The sequence below is a fragment of the Microbacterium sp. LMI12-1-1.1 genome, assembly GCF_040676455.1.
In the GTDB taxonomy this organism is placed as follows: domain Bacteria; phylum Actinomycetota; class Actinomycetes; order Actinomycetales; family Microbacteriaceae; genus Microbacterium.
The window spans coordinates 299,568-319,764 of record NZ_JBEGIA010000015.1; the positions used below are offsets into that span (position 1 = coordinate 299,568).

A 20,197-nucleotide genomic window follows, 5' to 3' on the forward strand; every position below is an offset into this window, starting at 1 on the left:
TTCCTGGCGCCACCGGATTCCGGCGATTCCTCCCCAGACGCCCGCCGGCGCGGGCTCTCCCCAGATCGTCGCTCGCTCGTGCTGCGCGCCGACGCGCCCGACCAGGCTGGAACCACCGCCGGCGTCTTGGGCACGGGGCGCCGGCGGTACCCAAGCGGGGAGATTCCCCGGCCTGAGAGACGGGATACGAGATGAGCGACAGAGGCGACACGATCACGATCACCGGGAATGTGGCCACACCACCTGAGCTGAAGCGGACGCCGGCGGGTGTGGTGATCACGACGTTCCGCGTCGCGAGGACCCTGAGGCGCTACGACCGTGATACCGGCGTGTGGTCGGACGTGGGCACGAACTTCTATACGGTGTCGGCGTACCGCACGCTCGCGGAGCACGCCCACCACTCGCTCCACAAGGGCGACCGAGTCATCCTGACCGGCCACCTGCGCGTGCGCGACTGGGACAACGGCACCCGCAAGGGGACGGCGGTGGAGATCGATGCCGATGCGATCGGTCACGATCTCCGGTGGGGGACGACGACATTCGTGAAGAGTTCGCGAGGCGCGACGATCGATGCCGCACGCGGCCCGGCGCAGGGGGCGGAGGAGGACGCGTGGGCGGCGCCCGGCGTCGACTCCGCTTCGTCGGGTACCGAGGGGCAGGACGCGCATCCTGCGCTGGTCGGGGCAGGATCCGCTTCCCCTTCGGCGGCCGACGGCGACGAGACACCCTTCTGACGCGTTCAGCCTGCGTGAGGCGGGCGGCCCTAAACTCTCCCCGTGGCCCGAGACCTCCCGCCCCGCGCTCGCTTCGAAGCCCGGCACCGTCCCGTCGCAGCGGCGATCGCGGCGACGCTGCTCGCCGCGGCACTGACGGCATGCGCCCCGGAAGCCGTTCCCGACCCGTCGTCGTCGTCGCCGACCGTCACCGCGACGACAGCTCAGCCCAGCCCGAGTTCGACGCCGACGAGCCCGCCCGAGCCGACGTTCGTGGTGGACGGTGCGGCGGCCGACAACCTGCCGCTGTTCTCGTCGGTGACCGCCGCCGTCTGGGCGTCCGAGGGCCGAGTGGCCGGACGCGCCTACGTGGACGCACTTGCGGCCGCCGGCTTCGACAAGGCGGCGATGCAGGTGACCGACGACGAGACGACGGTGGGCAACCCCGCCGAGAGCATTCAGTTCGCGGTGCGGTGGGGCGACGAATGCCTCGTCGGTCAGGTGGGCCCGGCGACCGGAAACCCGGTCACGGTGGTGGTGCCGGTTCTCGCAGAAGGAACCTGCCTCGTCGGCCAGACACGACCCATCGACTGGTGACGCCCGCCCTCGGGGAGGACGCACCGGACTGCGACGATCCGGCGTCCGCGGGTTCGGACCGGGAGTCCGCCCGCCGAGAGGCCGGTAGGCTGGGACGCTGACGTCTGAAGTCCGAGGAGAGCAGAAACCCGCATGGCTGAGTACATCTACTCCATGGTCCGCGCCCGAAAGGCCGTCGGCGACAAGCTGATCCTGGATGACGTCACGATGGCGTTCCTTCCCGGCGCGAAGATCGGCATGGTCGGTCCGAACGGCGCCGGAAAGTCCACGATCCTCAAGATCATGGCCGGCCTCGACACGCCGTCGAACGGCGAGGCGAAGCTGAGCCCCGGCTTCAGCGTGGGCATCCTCATGCAGGAGCCCGAGCTCGATGAGACGAAGACCGTGCTGGAGAACATCCAGGACGGCATCGCGATCAAGGCGAAGGTCGACCGCTTCAACGAGATCTCCGGCCTGATGGCCGACCCCGATGCCGACTTCGATGCGCTCCTGGCCGAGATGGGCGTGCTGCAGGAGGAGATCGACGCCGCCGACGCGTGGGACCTCGACTCCCAGCTCGAGCAGGCGATGGATGCTCTGCGCACCCCCCCGGGTGACGCCGAAATCGGCCCCCTGTCGGGCGGCGAGAAGCGCCGCGTCGCGCTCACCAAGCTGCTGCTCCAGAAGCCCGACCTGCTGCTGCTCGACGAGCCCACCAACCACCTCGACGCCGAGAGCGTGCTGTGGCTGGAGCAGCACCTCCAGAAGTACCCCGGCGCCGTCATCGCGATCACCCACGATCGGTACTTCCTGGACAACGTCGCCGAGTGGATCGCCGAGGTCGACCGCGGCCGTCTGATCGGCTACGAGGGCAACTACTCGACGTACCTCGAGAAGAAGGGCGAGCGTCTCGCGATCCAGGGCAAGAAGGACGCGAAGCTCGCCAAGCGTCTCGCCGAGGAATTGGACTGGGTGCGCTCGAACGCGAAGGGGCGCCAGGCCAAGTCCAAGGCGCGCCTGGCGCGCTACGAAGAGATGGCGGCCGAGGCCGACCGCACGCGGAAGCTCGACTTCGAGGAGATCTCGATCCCGCCCGGGCCGCGCCTGGGCAGCATCGTCATCGAGGCGAAGAAGCTCCAGAAGGGCTTCGACGGCCGCTCGCTCATCGACGGGCTGAGCTTCAGCCTGCCGCCCAACGGCATCGTCGGCGTCATCGGCCCGAACGGCGTGGGAAAGACGACCCTGTTCAAGACGATCGTCGGCCTCGAGCCGCTCGACGGCGGAGACCTCAAGATCGGCGAGACGGTCAAGATCAGCTACGTCGACCAGTCTCGCTCGAACATCGACCCCAGCAAGACGCTGTGGGAGGTCGTGTCGGACGGGCTCGACATCATCACGGTCGGCAAGACCGAGATCCCGTCCCGCGCCTACGTGTCGAAGTTCGGCTTCAAGGGTCCCGACCAGCAGAAGAAGGCCGGCGTGCTGTCGGGCGGTGAGCGCAACCGCCTGAACCTCGCCCTGACGCTCAAAGAGGGCGGAAACCTCCTGCTCCTCGACGAGCCGACCAACGACCTCGACGTCGAGACCCTGCAGTCGCTCGAGAACGCGCTGCTCGAGTTCCCAGGCTGCGCCGTGGTCATCACGCACGACAGGTGGTTCCTCGACCGCATCGCGACGCACATCCTCGCCTACGAGGGCACCGACGAGGACCCCGACAAGTGGTACTGGTTCGAGGGCAACTTCGAGGCGTACGAGGAGAACAAGATCGAGCGCCTGGGTGCGGATGCCGCGCGTCCGCACCGCACCGCCTACCGCAAGCTCACGCGTGACTGACACCCGCGACGCGGCGGCTGCGCTCGACGGAGGCGGCCGCCGCCTGCACATCCCCATCCATCTGCGGTGGGGCGACCTCGACGCGTTCAACCACGTCAACAACACCTCCATGCTGAAGCTCCTCGAAGAGGCGCGCGTGCGGGCGTTCTGGCTCCCGGAGCCGGGGGAGGACGCGCCCGACACCGCTGTGCTCGACTCCAGCATCTTCAGCGGCATGCTGACGCTCATCGCCCGCCAGGAGATCGAATACCTGGCGCCGGTGCCGTACCAGCGGCATCCGCTCGACGTGCAGATGTGGTTCGGCAAGCTCGGCGGCTCGAGCATCGAGGTCTGCTACGAGGTGCGAAGCCCCGTCGAGACGGGCGCCGATGGCCAGACCCTCTACGCGCGGGCCACGACGGTGATCGTGAAGGTGGACGCCGCGTCCGGCCGCCCCCTCCGGCTCAGTCCCGAGGAGCGGTCCGCCTGGCGGCCGTACATCGGCGAGCCGATCGTCTACGCCCACCGGCACTGACACCACGCCCGGCTGTCGATCAGCCGGTGGCCCCGGCCTCGTCGGGGACGCGGACCATGATCTCCTGTGCGACGCTCGCGAGCAGCGTGCCGTCAGCGGCGTAGATGCGTCCGGTCGCCAGGCCGCGGCCGCCGCGAGCGCTCGGCGACTCCTGGACGTACAGCATCCATTCGTCCACACGGCCGAATCGGTGCCACCACATCGCATGATCGAGGCTGGCGACCTTGAGCCCGGGTGTCGCCCACGAGACGCCGTGCGCGCGGAGGATCGACTCCTGGATCGTCAGGTCGCTCAGGTAGGCGAGCGCCGCACGGTGGGTCGCGGGGTTGTCGGGGATCTGTCGTCGCACGCGCATCCAGACCGCCTGCCGCGGGGCGCGCTCGGGGTCCGCCGCGATGTAGATGGGAGCGGGGATGTGGCGGAGGTCGACCGGCCGGTCGGTGAACAGACGCTTCGACATCGGGTGCAGGCCCCTGAGGTGCGATTCGACATCCGGGAGATCGTCGGGTGCCGGCAGCCCGTCGGGCATCGGCTCGTGGTGGTCGAGGCCGGGATCCTCGTCCTGGAACGAGGCGATCATCGAGAAGATCGGCACGCCCTCCTGGTACGCCTGGGTGCGCCTCGTCGAGAAGGAGCGCCCATCGTGGATGCGGTCGACCGAGAAGGTGATGCCCTTCGTCGAGTCGCCGGGGCGGAGGAAGTACCCGTGCATCGAGTGCACGATCCGCTCGTCTGGGATCGTCCGCGACGCTGCGACGATCGACTGCGCCAGCACCTGGCCGCCGTACACCCGGCCGAGGGGCATCGACTGCGACTGCCCGGTGAAGATGTCCTCGGTGGTGCGGGCATCCGAGGCGCTCAAGTCGATCACCGACAGCATCGACGCGACCGGATCGGTCTCGGGCGCAGCCTCGGCTTCCACGGTGCTCCTCTCCGGGGCGGCCACCGCCCGCAGGTCCGGTTGGTAGCTTAGAAGACGATGTCTCCGCGCCTGTTGCTCGCCGACCCCGATTCCGCGGCCGACGCCCTCACGTTCGCCGCCCGCGCTGCGCGCTTCACGGTCGAGGGGGTGCGGCTGCAGGCCTCCGGCGGCGTGCTCGCGATGACGGCCGCGCCGCTGGCACCTCGCGGGTTCGGCGACCCGACGCCCACGGTGCTGGCTCTGCGCACCCTCGCGGCAGATCCCGAGTTGGTGTGCGACCTCGTGGTCGATGCGTCCGCGCTGTCCGCATCTCCTGACGATGCGCGGGCGCTGGCGCTTCCCGAGACGGCCCTGTCGCCGGCGTGGGCCGGCATCACGCCACCACGCAGCGGTTGGGATGCCCGGCCGGGCATCGAAGCCTCGACCCTCGCGGCGAAGGCCCAGGGCGGCATCGCCCGCGTCGCCGACACAGTCCCGACGGATGCCGGGGAGGACGTCGTGCGGACGGTGCGCGCAGCGGTGTGGGGGGCACCCGACGACGAACTCGCCGGGCTGCCGCTCGGCGTCGCCTTCGCGGCGCTGAGCCTCGGGTTCATCAGCGGCGGCGAGACCGCGCGGGTGTTCGCGACGGGCCCGTGGACGCGCGTGAGCCTGACGCGGGGGCACGTGCTCGTGCGCGGACCCGTGGCTACCGGCCTCACGCCCGTGCGCCGGACGGGTCCGGCCGCGAGCTGAGGACGACCGCCCGGTGAGCCCCGGGCGCCTGAATCAGCGGGTGGGGCGTCAGACCGCCGCCGCGGCCGCCCGGCCGGCGACGCGTCCCGAGAAGAGGCATCCTCCGAGGAACGTGCCCTCCAGGGCGCGGTAGCCGTGCACGCCGCCGCCGCCGAACCCGCTCGCCTCGCCCGCGGCGTACAGCCCGGGGACGGGTTCGCCGCCGGCGCCGAGCGCCCGGGCGGACAGGTCGGTCTCGATGCCGCCCAGGGATTTGCGCGTGAGCACGTGCAGCTTGACCGCGATGAGCGGCCCCGACTTGGGGTCGAGGATCCGATGGGGGTTCGCCGTGCGGATGAGCCGGTCGCCGCGGAAGGCCCGTGCCGAGCGCAGCATGGCGATCTGCGCGTCCTTGGTGAAGTCGTTGGCCATCTCTCGGTCGCGTGCCTCGACCTCGAGCCGTACGCGATCGGCGTCGAGGGCGTCACCACCGGGGAGAGCCTGCATCCCCGCGATGAGATTGTCGAGGGTGTTGCGCACGACGAAGTCGGCGCCGTGGTCCATGAACGCCTGCACGGGGCCGGACGCACCCTTGCCGAGGCGGGACTTGGCGAGCAGCCGCACGTCCTTGCTGGTGAGATCCGGGTTCTGCTCGCTGCCGGAGAGCGTGAACTCCTTCTCGATGATCTGCTGCGACAGCACGAACCATGAGTGGTCGTAGCCTGTGGCGCGCAGGTGCGCGAGGGTGCCGAGGGTGTCGAATCCCGGGAAGAGCGGGACGGGCAGGCGGTTGCCCGTCGCGTCGAGCCAGATCGACGACGGGCCGGGGAGGATGCGGATGCCGTGATCCGGCCACACCGGGTCCCAGTTCTGGATGCCCTCGACGTAATGCCACATGCGGTCGCCGTTGACGAGGCGGGCGCCCGCGGCCTCGCTGACCGGCTGCAACGAGCCGTCGACGTACGCGGGGACGCCGGTCAGCATGGTGGCCGGGGGAGTGCCCAGCCGCTCCGGCCACCATCTGCGCACCAGCTCGTGGTTGCCGCCGATGCCGCCGGACGAGACGATCGTGGCGCCCGCGGTGATCGAGAACGCGTCGACGACCTCGCGCGAGCTCACCGCACCGCGCGCAGCCCCGGACGGCGCCAGCACGTCGCCCGCGGCACCGGTCACCGTGCCGTTGTCCAGGGTGAGCGACGTGACGCGATGGCGCGGCAGGATCGTCACGCGTCCCTCGGCCTCGCCTGCCTCGACGGCCGCCTGGAACGGCGCGACGACGCCGGGTCCGGTGCCCCAGGTCACGTGGAACCGGGGCACCGAGTTGCCGGGTCCGGTGGCGGAGTATCCACCGCGCTCGGCCCAGCCGACGATGGGGAAGAAGCCGACGCCCTTCTCGCGCAGCCACGCGCGCTTCTCCTCATGGGCGAACTGCAGGTAGGCCTCGGCCCACCGCCGGGGCCAGAGGTCTTCGTCGCGGTCGAAGCCGGCGTTGCCCAGCCAGTCCTGACGCGCGAGCTCGAGCGAGTCATGGATGCCGAGCCGGCGCTGCTCCGGCGAGTCGATGAAGAACAGCCCGCCGAACGACCACCACGCCTGACCGCCGAGATTGGAGCGGGGCTCCTGGTCCACGATCGTGACGCGTTTGCCGGCGGCGACGGCCTCCGCCGTCGCGACGAGACCGGCGAGGCCCCATCCGATGACGAGGATGTCCGTGTGGTGGGCGGCGGGGGGCATGTCGACTCCTTTGTCGGCGGGGGTGAGAACGAGACCGTGTCTCAGCGGTCGGGGCCCGGCTCCGCGGGCGGCGCGGCCGACACCGGGAAGGATGCCGAGCTCCGGGTGCCTGCGGCGGGTCCGATGCCCGAGGGCTCGAAGGTGTTCACCATCGCATACGCGGCACGCTGCAGGTAGTCCCAGAGCGTCGTCTCGTGCAGGGGCGGCAGGTCGAGCTCGTCCACGGCGACGCGCATGTGGGCGAGCCATCTGTCGCGCGCGTCAGGATCGACATGGAACGAGGCGTGCCGCATCCGCAGGCGCGGGTGCCCGCGTTCCTGGCTGTAGGTCGTCGGGCCGCCCCAGTACTGCACGAGGAAGAGGGTGAGGCGCTCCTTTGCGGGCCCGAGGTCCTCTTCGGGGTACATCGGGCGCAGCACCTCGTCGTCGGCGACGCCTCGGTAGAACGCGTCGACGAGCCGCACGAATGTGTCGTGCCCGCCGACCTCGTCGTAGAAGCTGAGGGGTGCAGCCGGTGCCGCGGCGGGTCCAGGGGCCGCGCCCGCGTCGCCCGGAGAGCCGGCGGAGGGCAGGGGAGGCATGGGGTCGGTCATGGTGTTCCTCCGGGAGTCGTGCCGGGCTCGTCGCCCGGTGACGAAGGCTTCTTGCTCGTGCGCTTCGGCTTCCACACGGCGCGCTCGGGGGTGGGTGTCACGGGAGTGGGCTTGGTCTTCGGCGGGTTGGCGCCGCGCACGCGCTGGGCGCCCTCGATACCCGTCGGCATGACGGCGTTGAGCGCCGGGAGGGTGATGCCCATCTCGTCGATGGTGTGCTTGAGGCGCATGCGCAGCTCGCGGGCGACGTCGTCCTTCGCGTTGGCGCGGGTCTTCATCACGAGGCGGATGACGAGCGCGTCGCCCGAGATGGACTCGAGTCCCCAGACCTCGGGCTGCTCGAGGATCCGCGTGCGCCACTTCGGGTCCTTCGCCAGGGCCTTGGCGGTGTCGAGCATCGCCTTCTCGACCTCGTCGATGTCGGAGTCGGTGGCGACGGAGAGATCGAGGATGACGCGGGACCAGCCCTGCGACAGGTTGCCGATGCGCGTGATCTCGCCGTTGCGGACGTACCAGAGGGTGCCGTTGACGTCGCGCACGTGCGTCACGCGCACGCTCACGTACTCGACGATGCCGGTGGCGAGACCGAGATCGACCACGTCGCCGATGCCGACCTGGTCCTCAGCGACGATGAAGATGCCGTTGAGCACGTCCTTGACGATGTTCTGAGCACCGAAACCGAGACCCGCGCCGATGGCGGCCGTCAGCAGCGTCAGCGAGCCGAGCGCCGTCGGTGCGAGGACGTTGAGGATCAGCAGCAGCGCGATGATCACGATCGTCACGTTGACGATGTTGCTGAGGATCGAGCCCAGCGTGCGCGTGCGCTGGACGAGCCGGACGGACGCGAGCGGCGACCGCTCCAGCGCCTGCGTGTCGTCGACGTTCGCCTTGTCCTTGGCACCGTTGACGATCCGGTTCACGACACGGTGGATGACGAGGCGAAGGATCCACGTGACGAGGATCGCGCCGACGATGATCCCGGCGACGGCGGCCAGATTCAGACCCGCCGTGGTGAAGAAGCCGCCGATCCGCTCCCACAGTTCGGGGTCGGTGATGTCGGGTGATTCGCCGGTGCCGGAGTCGAAGGGAGCGCTGATCATCGTGACGATCCTAACGGCGGACCCGCCGCCGGGCCTGAGGTCGCACTCAGCCTGTCGGTCCGCCGCCGTCGGGTCGCAGCGGCGCGGCGGGGTCGACGAGACGGAGGCGGTGCGCGAGGATCACTGCGTGCACGCGGTCGCGGGCGCCGACCTTCGACAGGACCCGCCCGACGTGCGTCTTCACGGTCGACTCGCTGACGAAGAGATGCCGCGCGATCTCCGTGTTCGTCATCCCCTGAGCGATCGCCAGGAACACCTCGCGCTCCCGCTCGGTCAGCTCGGACGTGGGGTCGGCGACCGGAGGCGTCGGCGCGAGCAGGGCGCTCGGCGCGGCGTGCAGCCGCTCGATCAGGCGGCGGGTCACCGCCGGCGCGAGCACGGCATCGCCGCGGTGCACGGCACGGATCGCCGCCGTGAGCTCGCCGCGCTGCACGTCTTTCAGGAGGAAGCCGCCGGCGCCGGCGTCGAGGGCGCCGAACGCGTACTCGTCGAGGTCGAACGTCGTGAGCACGAGCACACGCGTCGCGGGGTGGGCGGCGACGATCTCGCGCGTCGCGGCGATGCCGTCGGTGCGCGGCATCCGGATGTCCATGAGCACGACGTCGGGGGAGTGCTCGGCCACGGCCCGCACGGCCTCATCACCGTCGGCGGCCTCGCCCACCACCTCGAACTCGGGCTCCGCCTCGAGGACGAGGCGGAAGCCGAGACGGATCAGCTCCTGGTCGTCGACCAGCAGGATGCGGACGGCGTCGGTCATGGGTTCTCCTCCCCGGGTTCGAGGCCGGCGGTGCCGGTCGTCGCGGGCGCCGGGAGAGACGCCCGCACGATCCAGCGCCCGCCCTCCGCAGGTCCGGCCGTCAGTTGCCCGCCGACGTGCGCGGCGCGCTCGCGGAGGCCGGGCAGTCCGTACCCGCCGCGGGAATCCGCTGCCGATTCGGGGCGCGCGTGAACGCCGTCGTTGATGATCTCCACGTCGACGTCCTCGCCCACGACGATGCGCACGTCGATGCGGGACGCGGCCGGCGCGTGGCGCATGGCGTTGGTCAGCGACTCCTGCACGATCCGCGTCACCGCGAAGCGCACCTCCGCGGGCGCGGAGTCGATCCGCCCCTCCGTGTGGAGGCGCACCGGGAAGCCGGCACGCTGCGCCGCCTCCACCGCGTCGCCCGCCGTCGCGGGCAGGATCGGCGACAGCGGTGCGCCGGGCGACGGGTCGGGGTCGCGCAGCACACCCAGCATCGCCCGCATCTCGGTCAGCGCGCCGCGCGCGGTCGCGGCGATCTGCTCGGTCGCCACGCGAGCGCGCGCCGGATCCGTGGTCGCGGTCGCGCCCTCTGCCAGGGCGACGACGACGGTCAGGTTGTGCGACACGATGTCGTGCATCTCCCGCGCGATGCGCGTGCGCTCGGCCGCGGCTCCCAACCGCGCCTGCTGGTCGCGCTCGACGAGCAGCTGCCGTGAGCGGTCGATGAGAGCCTCGAGATACCGCCGCCGGTTGCCGACGTTGACGCCGATCAGCGCGGCGATGAGCAGGACGACGACTGCCGACACGAGCGTGGTGACGAGGGACGTCAGCTCGGACGGCAGAGCGAGCGCCGCGATGGCCGTGGACGCCGTCATCGCCGCGGTCGCTGCTCCCAGCGCGATCCAGCAGGCCCGTGCGGAGCGGTACACCGCGACGGCGTAGAGGGCGAAGGCGGGGAGGAGATGGGATGCCGGGACCAGACTCGGCGGAAGGACCAGCACCGGCACCATGGTCACGACGAACACCGCGAGCGGTCGGTGACGGCGGAGCATCAGCGCTGCGGACGCGAGCAGGATCAGACCGACCGCGAGCCAGACCTGTGCGTCCGTCGGCGGCGCACCGAATTCCGCGCGGAGCGTCACGGCCGGAGCCGACAGCACCAGGGCGACGAACGCGATGAGTGCGTCGGCGATGCGGCGGTGCCGCGCCCAGTAGCGGCGGAACAACCCGGGCTCGCGCGGCAGCAGCAGGCCGTCGTCGGCGCCCGGTGGGGCGCCGACGACGGCCGTGAGCGTGCGACGAGGCATCCGGCCGACTCTACGCGTCGCGGGTGCGCAGCACCGTCCAGCCGCCGATGAGCAGCACGACGACCCAGCCGATCAGCGCGAGGAGCGACGGCAGGATGTCTTCGGCGCCGGGAGTGGAGATCGTGCTGGCGGCTGCCATGGGCAGGTACTCCCCGAGGTCGACGATCCACTGCCACGCCTCGCCGGCCATGGCGAACATGCTCGTGACGATGGGCAGGACGAACAGGAGGCCGACGGTCGCCGCGATGGCTCCCGCGCCGTTGCGGATCAGGAAGCCCCACCCCAGCCCGATGAGCGTGAACGCCACCATCGACAGCACGCCGTAGGCGAGAGGGATCCACGACTGCGCGGCATCCGACCAGTCGATCTGCTCGGAGAGCAGCGGTGAGGTCGCGAGGATCGCGATCGCGTACATGACGACCGTCGTCGCGGCCATCAGCGCGCTGACGACGACCGCCTTGGCGGCGAGCACAGTGCCGCGGCGAGGGTCCGCCGTCAGGGTGGAGCGGATCATGCCGGTCGAGTACTCGCCCGTGATCGCGATGGCACCGAGGATGCCCGCGACGAGCATCGTGAACTGGGTCGGGGTGAGAATGGCGCTCACGGCGGGGAATCCCGGTCCGAACGACGCGGATGCCGCCGCGATCATCATCGAGATCCCCACCGAGAGGGCTGCCGCGATGCCGAGCGACCACCAGGTCGACCGCAGGCTGATGAGCTTGATCCACTCGCTGCGGATGAGGTGGCCGAATGTCAGACGATGGGCGGTGGCGGCCCGCGTCGCGTGAGTCGGAGGAGCAGTGAGGGTGGTCATGAGATCTCCTTGGAGGCGTACTCGACGGCTTCGCCGGTGAGGGCGAGATAGGCGTCCTCGAGCGATCCGGTTCGTGAGGTGAGCTCGTGCACCGGGATGCCGAGAGAGGCGGCGAGGTCGCCCACGACGGCGGCGGTGACTCCCGAGATCTCGGCGGCGCCGGGCTCGGTCGCGGTCACCGCGATGTCGGGGCCGGCCAGCGCCGCGACGAGTTCGGTGAGGCGCGGGGAGCGCACCGCCACGGTGTTGGTGGTCCAGGCGCGCACCAGCTCGGAGAGCTCGGCGTCGGCGAGCACCCGGCCGCGGCCGAGGACGATGACGTGATCGGCGGTCTGCGCCATCTCGCTCATGAGGTGGGAGGACAGCAGGACCGTGCGCCCTTCGGCCGCGAGATAGCGGACGAACTGGCGCACCCAACGGACGCCCTCGGGATCGAGCCCGTTCACCGGCTCGTCGAGGATCAGGGTCCGGGGGTCGCCGAGGAGGGCCGCGGCGATGCCGAGCCGCTGGCCCATGCCCAGCGAGAACTTCCCGGCGCGCTTGCCGGCCACGGATCCGATTCCGGTGAGCTCGATGACCTCGTCGACCCGCGCATTGCCGATGCCGTGGGTCGCGGCCATCGCGCGCAGGTGGTTGCGGGCCGAGCGGCCCGTGTGCACCGCCTTCGCGTCGAGCAGCACCCCGACCTCGGTCAGCGGCGCGCGCAGCCGCGAGTACGGCTCTCCACCGACGGTGACGGTGCCCGACGTGGGCCGGTCCAGGCCCACGATCATGCGCATGGTGGTGGACTTGCCGGCACCGTTCGGACCGAGGAACCCGGTCACCTTGCCCGGCTGCACCGTGAACGACACGTCCGATACGGCGGTCTTGTCTCCGAATCGCTTCGTGAGATTCTCTGCAACGATCATGCTCCCACGCTAGGAGCGGGCGGCTTCGGGCGCGTCCACCTGGAGGACGAGAGTGCGCCACGGCGAGTGGTACCACGGTGCCGGAACGACGGATGCCCCGGCCGAACCTGAGCCCGTGAACAGGCTCAGGCGACGGGCCGGGGCATCCGAGTGCCGGCTACTGGGCGTCGCGGTCCTGCACCGAGAGGGCGCGCTCGACGCCCGCGAGGTTCTCGGCGACGAGGCGGCGCAGCGCCGGGGCGGCGTCGGCATTCGCCTCGAGCCAGGCGCGCGTGGCGTCGCGCAGGGCGACGTTCGCGAGCGGCGCGGGGTAGAGCCCGACGATCAGGTACTGCGCGATCTGATAGGTGCGCGAGCCCCAGATCGGCAGCAGTGCGTCGAAGTAGCGCGCGACGAAGCCATCGAGCAGCTCACGGCCGGCCGGGTGCACGAAGCCGAGCGCGGCGGCCCGGACGATCGTGTTCGGCTGGTCGTCGCTGTCGACGAGCGACGACCACGCGGCGGCCTTCGCCTCGGCCGAGGGCAGCGCGGCCTTGGCCTGGGCGGCGAACTCGCCGCCCTTGGCGGTGTTGTCGGCTGCGAGCGCGGCGTCGATGTCGTCCGCCGTCACGACGCCGCCGGCGGCGAGCGACACGAGCAGCTGCCACGACAGGTCGGTGTCGATCGCCAGGTCGGCGAAGGCCACCTCGCCGTCGCGCACCTGACGCACCTTCTCCCACTGGCTCGGGGTGGCGGCCGCGGAGGCGAATGCGGTGACGAACTGCAGTTGGCTGTCACTGCCGGCCTCTGCCGCCTCGGCGAGCTTCCAGAGTGCGTCGGCGACGTGGGTGCGGGTGACGTCGCGCTTCTCGGGCGCCACGTACGAGTTCGCCGCGAGCTGCAGCTGGGCGAGCGTCGTGCGCACCGTCGTCGACTCGGTCTCGGCGCCGATGTTGCGCAGCACCAGGTCGACGTAGTCCGACGCGGATGCCTCGGCGTCGCGCGTCTGGTCCCACGCGGCACCCCACACCAGCGACCGGGCGAGCGGGTCGCTGATCTTGCCGAGGTGGTCGATCGCGGTCTGCAGCGACTGATCGTCGAGGCGGATCTTGGCGTACGCCAGGTCTTCGTCGTTCAGCAGCACGAGCGCGGGGCGCTTGCGGCCCTTGAGCTCGGGCACCTCGGTCAGGTCGCCGTCGACGTCGAGCTCGATGTGGTGCACGCGCACGAGGGCGTCACCGTCGAGATCGTAGAAGCCGACGCCGAGACGGTGCGGTCGGATGGTGGGGTAGTCGGCGGGCGCGGTCTGCACGATCGCGAAGCGCGTGATGGTGCCGTCGACATCCGTCACGATCTCGGGCGACAGCGTGTTGACGCCCGCGGTCTCGAGCCACTTCTTCGACCACGTCGAGAGCTCACGGCCGCTGGTGACCTCGAGCTCGGAGAGCAGGTCCGACAGCTCGGTGTTCGACCACTCGTGCTTCTTGAAGTACGCGCCCACACCGGCGAAGAACTCGTCGATGCCGACCCAGGCGGCCAGCTGCTTGAGCACCGAGCCGCCCTTGGCGTACGTGATGCCGTCGAAGTTGACCTGCACGTCCTCGAGGTCGTTGATCTGGGCGACGACGGGGTGCGTGGAAGGCAGCTGGTCCTGGCGGTACGCCCAGGTCTTCTCCATGGCGTTGAAGGTCGTCCACGCCTCTGTCCACTCGGTGGCCTCGGCGGTGGCGATCGTCGACGCCCACTCGGCGAACGACTCGTTGAGCCAGAGGTCGTTCCACCACTTCATGGTGACGAGGTCGCCGAACCACATGTGCGCAAGCTCGTGCAGGATCGTGACGACGCGACGCTCCTTGACGGCATCCGTCACCTTCGAGCGGAAGACATACGTCTCGGTGAAGGTCACCGCGCCGGCGTTCTCCATCGCACCCGCATTGAACTCGGGGACGAACAGCTGGTCGTACTTCGCGAACGGGTAGGCGTAGTCGAACTTCTCCTCGAAGTAGGAGAAGCCCTGACGCGTCTTGTCGAAGATGTAGTCGGAGTCGAGGTACTGCCAGAGGCTCTTGCGGCCGTACACGCCGAGGGGGATGACGCGGCCCGACGAGCTGGTGAGCTCGGAGAACGTCGCCTCGTAGGGGCCGGCGATGAGCGCCGTGATGTACGACGAGATGCGGGGAGTGGGCTCGAAGCGCCACGTCGCGGTGCCATCACCATGCGCCGTGGGCTCGGGGGTGGGGGAGTTGGAGACGACCTTCCACGGCTCGGGCGCGGTGACCGTGAAGGCGAACGTCGCCTTGAGGTCGGGCTGCTCGAACACCGCGAAGACGCGGCGGGAGTCGGGAACCTCGAACTGCGAGTAGAGGTACACCTCGCCGTCGACCGGGTCGACGAAGCGGTGCAGGCCCTCGCCCGTGTTCGTGTAGAGGCAGTCGGCGTCGATGACGAGCTCGTTGTCGGCGGCGAGGCCGTCGAGCGCGATGCGCGAATCCGCGAAGGCGGACGCCGGGTCGATGGATCGGCCGTTGAGGGTGATCTCGCGCACGTCGCGCGCGATCAGGTCGATGAACGTCGCGGCACCCGCGGTGGCGGTGAAGCGGACGACGGTGCGCGATCCGAAGATCTCGGCGCCCTTCGTCAGGTCCAGCGCGATCTCGTAGGACTGCGTGTCGACGATCGCGCGGCGCTCCTGCGCCTCGATGCGGGTGAGATTCTCTCCAGGCACTGCTCTTGCTCCCAGGGGTGAGGGGTTTCGGATGCCACGGCCGACGCTGCTGGCGCCGGCGACAACCGTCCCAGCCTACGCGGTGCGTCCCCGCGGCTCACGACGCACGTGGCTCCGCGCGTGCTCGACCGCGGCGGGGAGGGTGTCGAACAGGTGGTTGTGATGCCGGAGCGAGTCGAGCACTCCGACGGTCCGGAACAGCTCCTCGTGGCCGGGCTGTACGCCCTTGATGAGCACCGTCACCCCGCGCCGCTCGAGCGACTGGACGATCTCGGTGAGGATGCGCGCCCCGGACGCGTCGACGAGCTCGAGCTGCGACATCCGCAGGATGACGACCGACACCCCGCTGATGTGCATCACCGTGTCGAAGACCCGGTCGGCCGCGGTGAAGAACAGCGGGCCGTCGATCCGCACGATCGCGATGCGCTCGTCGCCCGGCGCCGGCGCGCCGGCGAGCGCTTCGCGCTGCACCCCGGTCGCGCGCGAGACGCTGCGCAGAGCGAAGACGCCGGCGAAGACGACGCCGATCACGACCGCGACGATCAGGTCGAACGACACCGTGATCACTGCAGTGACGATGAACGCGGCGGCGTCGGACCGTGTCGACCGCAGGACCGAGCGCACCGTCCGCGCGTGGACCATCCGCAGCGCCGTGACCATGAGCACCCCGGCGAGGGCGGCGAGCGGGATGGCGCCGACCGGCCCCGCTGCGACCAGCACGACGCCGACGAGCACCAGCGCGTGCACGATCGATGCGAGCCGGGTGCGTCCGCCGGAGCGCACGTTGACGGCGGTGCGCGCGATGGCCCCTGTCGCAGGCATGCCGCCGAGCAGCCCCGAGCCGATCGACGCGATGCCCTGCCCGACGAGCTCGCGATCGGGGTCGTACGGTCCGGTATCGGCCAATGATGCGGCGACCCGCGCCGAGAGCAGCGACTCGAGGGCGGCGAGTGCCGCCACGGTGAGCGCGGGGACGGCGAGCTCGCCGAGCGTGGCCGGATCGAGCATGGGAAGGACCGGCAGGGGCAGCGAGGACGGCAGCGCGCCGATCGTTGCGAGCGGCGTGGCCACCACGGCGGCGAGCACTGTGACGACGACGATGCCGATCAGCGATCCGGGCAGCGCTGCGTGGATCCGTGGCGCCAGCAGCATGCATGCGGCGACGATCGCGGCGGCGCCGGCCGCCCACGGCACGTACGCCCAGTCGGCGTTCGCGATCGCATGAACGGCGGCCACGACGGCGTTCGCGCTGTGTTCGCCGGCGCTCGGCGTGATCGGCGACACGATGAGGGGGATCTGCTGCAGGAAGATGATGACGGCGATACCGAGCGTGAAGCCCTCGATGACGGGCCAGGGGACGAACGACACGGCGCGCCCCAGTCGAAGTGCTCCGGCAGCGAGCACCACGACTCCCGCCATCACGCTGAGCGCCGCGACGGCGCCGGCGCCGTGAGAGGCGACGATCGGCAGAAGCACCACGACCATCGCTCCCGTCGGCCCCGACACCTGCACGTTCGACCCTCCGAACACCGCTGCGAGCAGCCCGGCCACGATCGCGGTGACCAGCCCGGCTTCGGCGCTGAGTCCCGAGCTGACGCCGAAGCCGAGGGCGAGCGGGAGAGCGACGATGCCGACAGTGACTCCGGCGAGAAGGTCGCCTCGCCAGGTGCGTCGGAGCAGGCGGTAGTCGCCGAGCGAGGGCAGGAGCTCCCGCATCGACCGCATCAGCCGGGTCGCGCGGGGTCCTCGCGCTGAGCCATCGGTCACACTCATTGCGAGGGCAGGGCGGGAAGGGAGCCTGCGTCGGCGAGCAGGTCCCTGTCTCCCGCGAGCATCCCGATCAGCAGCGCACGCGCCACAGCGAGCAGCTCGGCGACGCGTGGGTCGGCCAGCCGATAGAAGACGTGACTCGCGCGCCGCTCGGACGCCACCAGCCGGTGCCGTCGCAGCACCGCGAGATGCTGCGACAGGTGGGATGCCTCGAGACCGGTCTCCGTCTGCAGCTCCGCCACGCTCACCTCGTCCGCGGCGGCGAGCAGTTCGAGGATGCGGATCCGGAGCGGGTGCGAGAGTCCCTTGAACAGCCCGGCCTTGACCTCGTAGAGCGGACGCTGGCTCTGTGTTAGCGGCATGATGAAGTCATCATATCGGTGAGGCGCCAGAGTGAGCAGTGTCAGGATGGAGGGGTGACCTCTCCCGAGCAGCACGTCGTACCGTTCGCATCGCCCGCCGCCGCATCCGGGGCTCCGTACGTGGAGCAGGCCGTCGCCTACGACGGCATCCTGCTCGCCGGCTTCGGGGGTCCCGAGGGCCAGGACGACGTCATCCCGTTCCTCCGCAACGTCACGCGCGGGCGGGGCATCCCCGACGAGCGCCTGGAAGAGGTCGCCCACCACTACCGCCATTTCGGCGGGGTGAGCCCGATCAATGCGCAGAACCGCGCGCTGAAGGCCGCGCTGGAGGCGGAGCTCGCTGCCCGCGGCATCGAGCTTCCGGTGTACTGGGGCAACCGCAACTGGGCGCCGTACCTGGATGAGGCGGTGACGGATGCCGCGGCCGCCGGCGACACGAGGCTGCTCGGCCTCGCCACCAGCGCCTACTCGTCGTTCTCGAGCTGCCGGCAGTACCGCGAGGACTTCGCACGCGTGCTGACCGAGACCGGTCTCGGGGACACGGTCACCATCGACAAGGTGCGCCAGTTCTTCGACCACCCCGGCTTCGTGCAGCCGTTCGTCGACGGCGTGCGCGATGCCGTCAGCGGATTCCTCGCCGACGGCATCGCTCCGGAGGCCGTGCGCGTGCTGTTCTCCACCCACAGCATCCCGACGGCGGATGCTGAGCGGTCCGGCCCACGCGAAGGAGACGAGCAGCACCGTGATCTCGGGGAGGGTGGCGCCTACGCGGCGCAGCACCTCGCCGTCGCCGACGTGGTCATGGCCGCAGTCGCGGCAGAGGTGCCTGGCGCCGACCGCGTCGCGTGGGATCTCGTGTACCAGTCGCGCTCGGGCCCGCCGAGCCAGCCCTGGCTCGAGCCCGACGTCAACGACGCGATCGCCGAGCTTCCCGCTGCCGGTGTGCAGGCGGTGGCGATCGTCCCCCTCGGCTTCATGAGCGACCACATGGAGGTCCTCTGGGACCTCGACACCGAAGCGATGGATGCCGCGGCGGAGGCGGGCATCCGTGCCGTGCGCACGCCGACCCCCGGTGTCGACCCGGTCTTCGTGTCGGGGCTCGTGGACCTCGTCCAGGAGCGGTTGAGCGGCACGCCCGCGGCGGAGCGCCCGCACGCGACGGACCTCGGGCCGTGGTTCGACGTGTGCCGCCCGGCCTGCTGCGAGAACGTGCGCGCGGGCTTCAAGCCGGCTGCCGCCGGCGTCGCACCCTGAGCCCCGCACACCACCGCAGCACCGCCCGGCACCGAGCTGTCGGCATCCGTCACCGTCCCCTCCGGCTTCCCTAGGATTGAGCCCATGCGCATCCACATCGCGACCGACCACGCCGGCCTCGAGTTCTCGACGCAGCTGCAGCACCATCTCGCCGCGGCGGGTCACGAAGTCGTCGACCACGGCCCCCTCGAGTACGACCCGCTCGACGACTACCCGGCGTTCTGCATCCGTGCCGCCCAGGCGGTCGTGCGGGACCAGGCCGCCGGCATCGAGACGCTCGGCGTCGTCTTCGGCGGCTCGGGCAACGGCGAGCAGATCGCAGCGAACAAGGTGATCGGCGTCCGTGCGGCCCTTGCGTGGAGCATCGCCACCGCCGAGCTCGCGCGTGAGCACAACGACGCGAACGTCATCGCGATCGGCGCCCGCCAGCACACCTTCGAAGAGGCGACGACGTTCATCGACCGCTTCATCGAGACGCCGTTCTCGGGGGAGGAACGTCACGCGCGGCGCATCGCGCAGCTGGCGGCCTACGAGGAGGACGGCACGCTGCAGCCCGACCCGCGCGCCGCTCAGCAGCCCGACGTCCTGGCCGCCGACGACAGTTCGTTCGACCCCGAAGCCGGCTGACCCGATGCCCGAGGGCCACTCCGTCCATCGCATCGCCCGCCAGTTCGACCGCAATTTCGTCGGCCGCGCCGTCGCGGCCTCCAGTCCGCAGGGCCGCTTCGTCGAAGGCGCCGCGATCCTCAGCGGCCGCACCGCCACGCAGGTGCGGGCCGTCGGCAAGCAGATGTTCCTCGAATTCGACGACGATCTGTGGCTGCGGGTGCATCTGGGCATGTACGGCGCATGGGACTTCGCCGGGGAGATCGTCGTCGATCCCACGATCGCCTCGGCGAACGGCCGGATGGGGCAGACCAACCAGCGGGGGACCGAGCTCGGCGAGGTGATCCTCGACAGTGCCGGGGAGAACTCGCTGACTTCGATCGGCGCCCCCCGGCGGACCCGCGTGCACGTGCGGATGTCGGAGCAGACCACGGGTCTCGCCGACGAGGGCGACGAGTGGCCGCCGCCCGTGGTGGGGCAGGTGCGACTGCGGCTTCTCACGGACGTCACGTGCGCAGATCTGCGCGGACCGACGGCCTGCGAGCTGCAGACCCCGGACGAGGTAGCAGCCACCATCGCGAAGCTCGGCCCCGACCCCCTCGTCGACGACGTCACGGAGGGCGAGGAGCGGTTCACCTCGGTGGTGCGCCGCAAGCCGACGTCCATCGGCCTGCTGCTCATGGACCAGAGCGTCGTCAGCGGCATCGGCAACGTGTACCGAGCCGAGCTGCTGTTCCGTGCGCGCCAGAACCCGCACACCCCGGGTCGCGACGTGCCCGAGGAGGTCGTGCGCGAGATCTGGCGCGACTGGGTGCGGCTTCTCGCGATCGGTGTCGAGACCGGTCAGATGATGACGATGGACGACCTCGACCCGGACGCCTACCGCAAGGCGATGGCGAGCCGCGACGACCGGCACTGGGTCTACCACCGCGCCGGGCTGCCCTGCCGCGTGTGCGGCACGGCGATCGTCGTCGAAGAGGTCGCCACCCGGAAGCTCTACTGGTGCCCGTCCTGTCAGGCCTGACGCC

At 70.6% G+C, this 20,197-nt stretch carries 19 protein-coding genes; 8 read left to right on the top strand and 11 right to left on the bottom strand.

Features of this window, described 5'->3' with window-relative positions:
• The first annotated feature begins 191 nt into the window (after window positions 1–191).
• The 4 genes from ssb to MRBLMI12_RS15395 all read left to right on the top strand — a co-directional run bounded on the left by ssb (window position 192) and on the right by MRBLMI12_RS15395 (window position 3,636).
• Window positions 192–734, top strand: a complete 543-nt coding sequence (gene ssb, locus MRBLMI12_RS15380) for a single-stranded DNA-binding protein (RefSeq protein ID WP_363357253.1) — start codon at window positions 192–194, stop codon at window positions 732–734.
• 42 nt (window positions 735–776) lie between these two features.
• A complete protein-coding gene (locus MRBLMI12_RS15385) occupies window positions 777–1,310 on the top strand; it encodes a DUF6993 domain-containing protein (protein ID WP_363357254.1) in 534 nt (177 codons plus the stop codon).
• Window positions 1,311–1,442: 132 nt separating this feature from the next.
• Entirely contained in the window at window positions 1,443–3,122 is a 1,680-nt protein-coding gene (gene ettA / locus MRBLMI12_RS15390) for an energy-dependent translational throttle protein EttA (RefSeq protein ID WP_363357255.1), read from the top strand.
• A complete protein-coding gene (locus MRBLMI12_RS15395; RefSeq protein ID WP_363357256.1) occupies window positions 3,115–3,636 on the top strand; it encodes an acyl-CoA thioesterase in 522 nt (173 codons plus the stop codon). Before ettA ends, MRBLMI12_RS15395 begins: the two co-directional genes overlap by 8 nt.
• Before the next feature lie 19 nt (window positions 3,637–3,655).
• Here MRBLMI12_RS15395 and MRBLMI12_RS15400 read toward each other — a convergent pair whose 3' ends face one another.
• Window positions 3,656–4,516: an acyl-CoA thioesterase gene (locus tag MRBLMI12_RS15400; RefSeq protein WP_363357635.1), complete on the bottom strand. Its 861-nt coding sequence runs from the start codon at window positions 4,514–4,516 to the stop codon at window positions 3,656–3,658.
• Between the two features lie 99 nt (window positions 4,517–4,615).
• Here MRBLMI12_RS15400 and MRBLMI12_RS15405 point away from each other — a divergent pair, with 99 nt between their 5' ends.
• Entirely contained in the window at window positions 4,616–5,293 is a 678-nt protein-coding gene (locus MRBLMI12_RS15405; protein ID WP_363357257.1) for a hypothetical protein, read from the top strand.
• Window positions 5,294–5,341: 48 nt separating this feature from the next.
• On the opposite strand, the gene MRBLMI12_RS15410 is transcribed toward MRBLMI12_RS15405, so the two are convergent.
• The 10 genes from MRBLMI12_RS15410 to MRBLMI12_RS15455 all read right to left on the bottom strand — a co-directional run bounded on the left by MRBLMI12_RS15410 (window position 5,342) and on the right by MRBLMI12_RS15455 (window position 17,309).
• Window positions 5,342–7,006 (bottom strand): FAD-binding dehydrogenase, encoded by a 1,665-nt coding sequence (locus tag MRBLMI12_RS15410; RefSeq protein ID WP_363357258.1) that lies wholly within the window; start codon window positions 7,004–7,006, stop codon window positions 5,342–5,344.
• A gap of 41 nt (window positions 7,007–7,047) precedes the next feature.
• Window positions 7,048–7,599, bottom strand: a complete 552-nt coding sequence (locus MRBLMI12_RS15415; protein ID WP_363357259.1) for a globin — start codon at window positions 7,597–7,599, stop codon at window positions 7,048–7,050.
• Window positions 7,596–8,699 (bottom strand): mechanosensitive ion channel family protein, encoded by a 1,104-nt coding sequence (locus MRBLMI12_RS15420; protein ID WP_363357260.1) that lies wholly within the window; start codon window positions 8,697–8,699, stop codon window positions 7,596–7,598. Before MRBLMI12_RS15420 ends, MRBLMI12_RS15415 begins: the two co-directional genes overlap by 4 nt.
• A 46-nt stretch (window positions 8,700–8,745) precedes the next feature.
• Entirely contained in the window at window positions 8,746–9,456 is a 711-nt protein-coding gene (locus MRBLMI12_RS15425; protein ID WP_349427374.1) for a response regulator transcription factor, read from the bottom strand.
• Window positions 9,453–10,751 (bottom strand): sensor histidine kinase, encoded by a 1,299-nt coding sequence (locus MRBLMI12_RS15430; RefSeq protein ID WP_363357261.1) that lies wholly within the window; start codon window positions 10,749–10,751, stop codon window positions 9,453–9,455. Before MRBLMI12_RS15430 ends, MRBLMI12_RS15425 begins: the two co-directional genes overlap by 4 nt.
• A gap of 10 nt (window positions 10,752–10,761) precedes the next feature.
• Window positions 10,762–11,565: an ABC transporter permease subunit gene (locus MRBLMI12_RS15435; RefSeq protein ID WP_363357262.1), complete on the bottom strand. Its 804-nt coding sequence runs from the start codon at window positions 11,563–11,565 to the stop codon at window positions 10,762–10,764.
• On the bottom strand, window positions 11,562–12,473 hold the full coding sequence (locus tag MRBLMI12_RS15440; protein ID WP_363357263.1) for an ABC transporter ATP-binding protein: 912 nt from the start codon (window positions 12,471–12,473) through the stop codon (window positions 11,562–11,564). Before MRBLMI12_RS15440 ends, MRBLMI12_RS15435 begins: the two co-directional genes overlap by 4 nt.
• A 157-nt stretch (window positions 12,474–12,630) precedes the next feature.
• Window positions 12,631–15,177, bottom strand: a complete 2,547-nt coding sequence (gene pepN, locus MRBLMI12_RS15445; RefSeq protein ID WP_363357264.1) for an aminopeptidase N — start codon at window positions 15,175–15,177, stop codon at window positions 12,631–12,633.
• Between the two features lie 75 nt (window positions 15,178–15,252).
• A complete protein-coding gene (locus MRBLMI12_RS15450) occupies window positions 15,253–16,893 on the bottom strand; it encodes a SulP family inorganic anion transporter (protein WP_363357265.1) in 1,641 nt (546 codons plus the stop codon).
• Between the two features lie 53 nt (window positions 16,894–16,946).
• Window positions 16,947–17,309, bottom strand: a complete 363-nt coding sequence (locus tag MRBLMI12_RS15455; RefSeq protein ID WP_363357266.1) for an ArsR/SmtB family transcription factor — start codon at window positions 17,307–17,309, stop codon at window positions 16,947–16,949.
• Window positions 17,310–17,363: 54 nt separating this feature from the next.
• Between MRBLMI12_RS15455 and MRBLMI12_RS15460 the strand changes: the two genes are divergently transcribed.
• The 3 genes from MRBLMI12_RS15460 (at window position 17,364) to MRBLMI12_RS15470 (ending at window position 20,193) form a co-directional block, all read left to right on the top strand.
• A complete protein-coding gene (locus MRBLMI12_RS15460) occupies window positions 17,364–18,563 on the top strand; it encodes a ferrochelatase (protein ID WP_363357267.1) in 1,200 nt (399 codons plus the stop codon).
• A gap of 84 nt (window positions 18,564–18,647) precedes the next feature.
• Window positions 18,648–19,190, top strand: coding sequence for a ribose-5-phosphate isomerase (locus MRBLMI12_RS15465; protein WP_363357268.1), 543 nt, complete (start codon window positions 18,648–18,650; stop codon window positions 19,188–19,190).
• Between the two features lie 4 nt (window positions 19,191–19,194).
• Window positions 19,195–20,193: an Fpg/Nei family DNA glycosylase gene (locus MRBLMI12_RS15470; RefSeq protein ID WP_363357269.1), complete on the top strand. Its 999-nt coding sequence runs from the start codon at window positions 19,195–19,197 to the stop codon at window positions 20,191–20,193.
• Window positions 20,194–20,197: the final 4 nt, after the last annotated feature.

Bases quoted from the DNA above. Each gene is read 5' to 3' on its own strand.
- ssb (WP_363357253.1), top strand. From the start codon at position 192: ATGAGCGACAGAGGCGACACGATCACGATCACCGGGAATGTGGCCACA.
- ettA (WP_363357255.1), top strand. From the start codon at position 1,443: ATGGCTGAGTACATCTACTCCATGGTCCGCGCCCGAAAGGCCGTCGGC.
- MRBLMI12_RS15400 (WP_363357635.1), bottom strand. From the start codon at position 4,516: ATGCTGTCGGTGATCGACTTGAGCGCCTCGGATGCCCGCACCACCGAG.
- MRBLMI12_RS15405 (WP_363357257.1), top strand. From the start codon at position 4,616: ATGTCTCCGCGCCTGTTGCTCGCCGACCCCGATTCCGCGGCCGACGCC.
- MRBLMI12_RS15410 (WP_363357258.1), bottom strand. From the start codon at position 7,006: ATGCCCCCCGCCGCCCACCACACGGACATCCTCGTCATCGGATGGGGC.
- MRBLMI12_RS15415 (WP_363357259.1), bottom strand. From the start codon at position 7,599: ATGACCGACCCCATGCCTCCCCTGCCCTCCGCCGGCTCTCCGGGCGAC.
- MRBLMI12_RS15420 (WP_363357260.1), bottom strand. From the start codon at position 8,699: ATGATCAGCGCTCCCTTCGACTCCGGCACCGGCGAATCACCCGACATC.
- MRBLMI12_RS15425 (WP_349427374.1), bottom strand. From the start codon at position 9,456: ATGACCGACGCCGTCCGCATCCTGCTGGTCGACGACCAGGAGCTGATC.
- MRBLMI12_RS15430 (WP_363357261.1), bottom strand. From the start codon at position 10,751: ATGCCTCGTCGCACGCTCACGGCCGTCGTCGGCGCCCCACCGGGCGCC.
- MRBLMI12_RS15435 (WP_363357262.1), bottom strand. From the start codon at position 11,565: ATGACCACCCTCACTGCTCCTCCGACTCACGCGACGCGGGCCGCCACC.
- MRBLMI12_RS15440 (WP_363357263.1), bottom strand. From the start codon at position 12,473: ATGATCGTTGCAGAGAATCTCACGAAGCGATTCGGAGACAAGACCGCC.
- MRBLMI12_RS15450 (WP_363357265.1), bottom strand. From the start codon at position 16,893: ATGCGGGAGCTCCTGCCCTCGCTCGGCGACTACCGCCTGCTCCGACGC.
- MRBLMI12_RS15455 (WP_363357266.1), bottom strand. From the start codon at position 17,309: ATGCCGCTAACACAGAGCCAGCGTCCGCTCTACGAGGTCAAGGCCGGG.
- MRBLMI12_RS15465 (WP_363357268.1), top strand. From the start codon at position 18,648: ATGCGCATCCACATCGCGACCGACCACGCCGGCCTCGAGTTCTCGACG.
- MRBLMI12_RS15470 (WP_363357269.1), top strand. From the start codon at position 19,195: ATGCCCGAGGGCCACTCCGTCCATCGCATCGCCCGCCAGTTCGACCGC.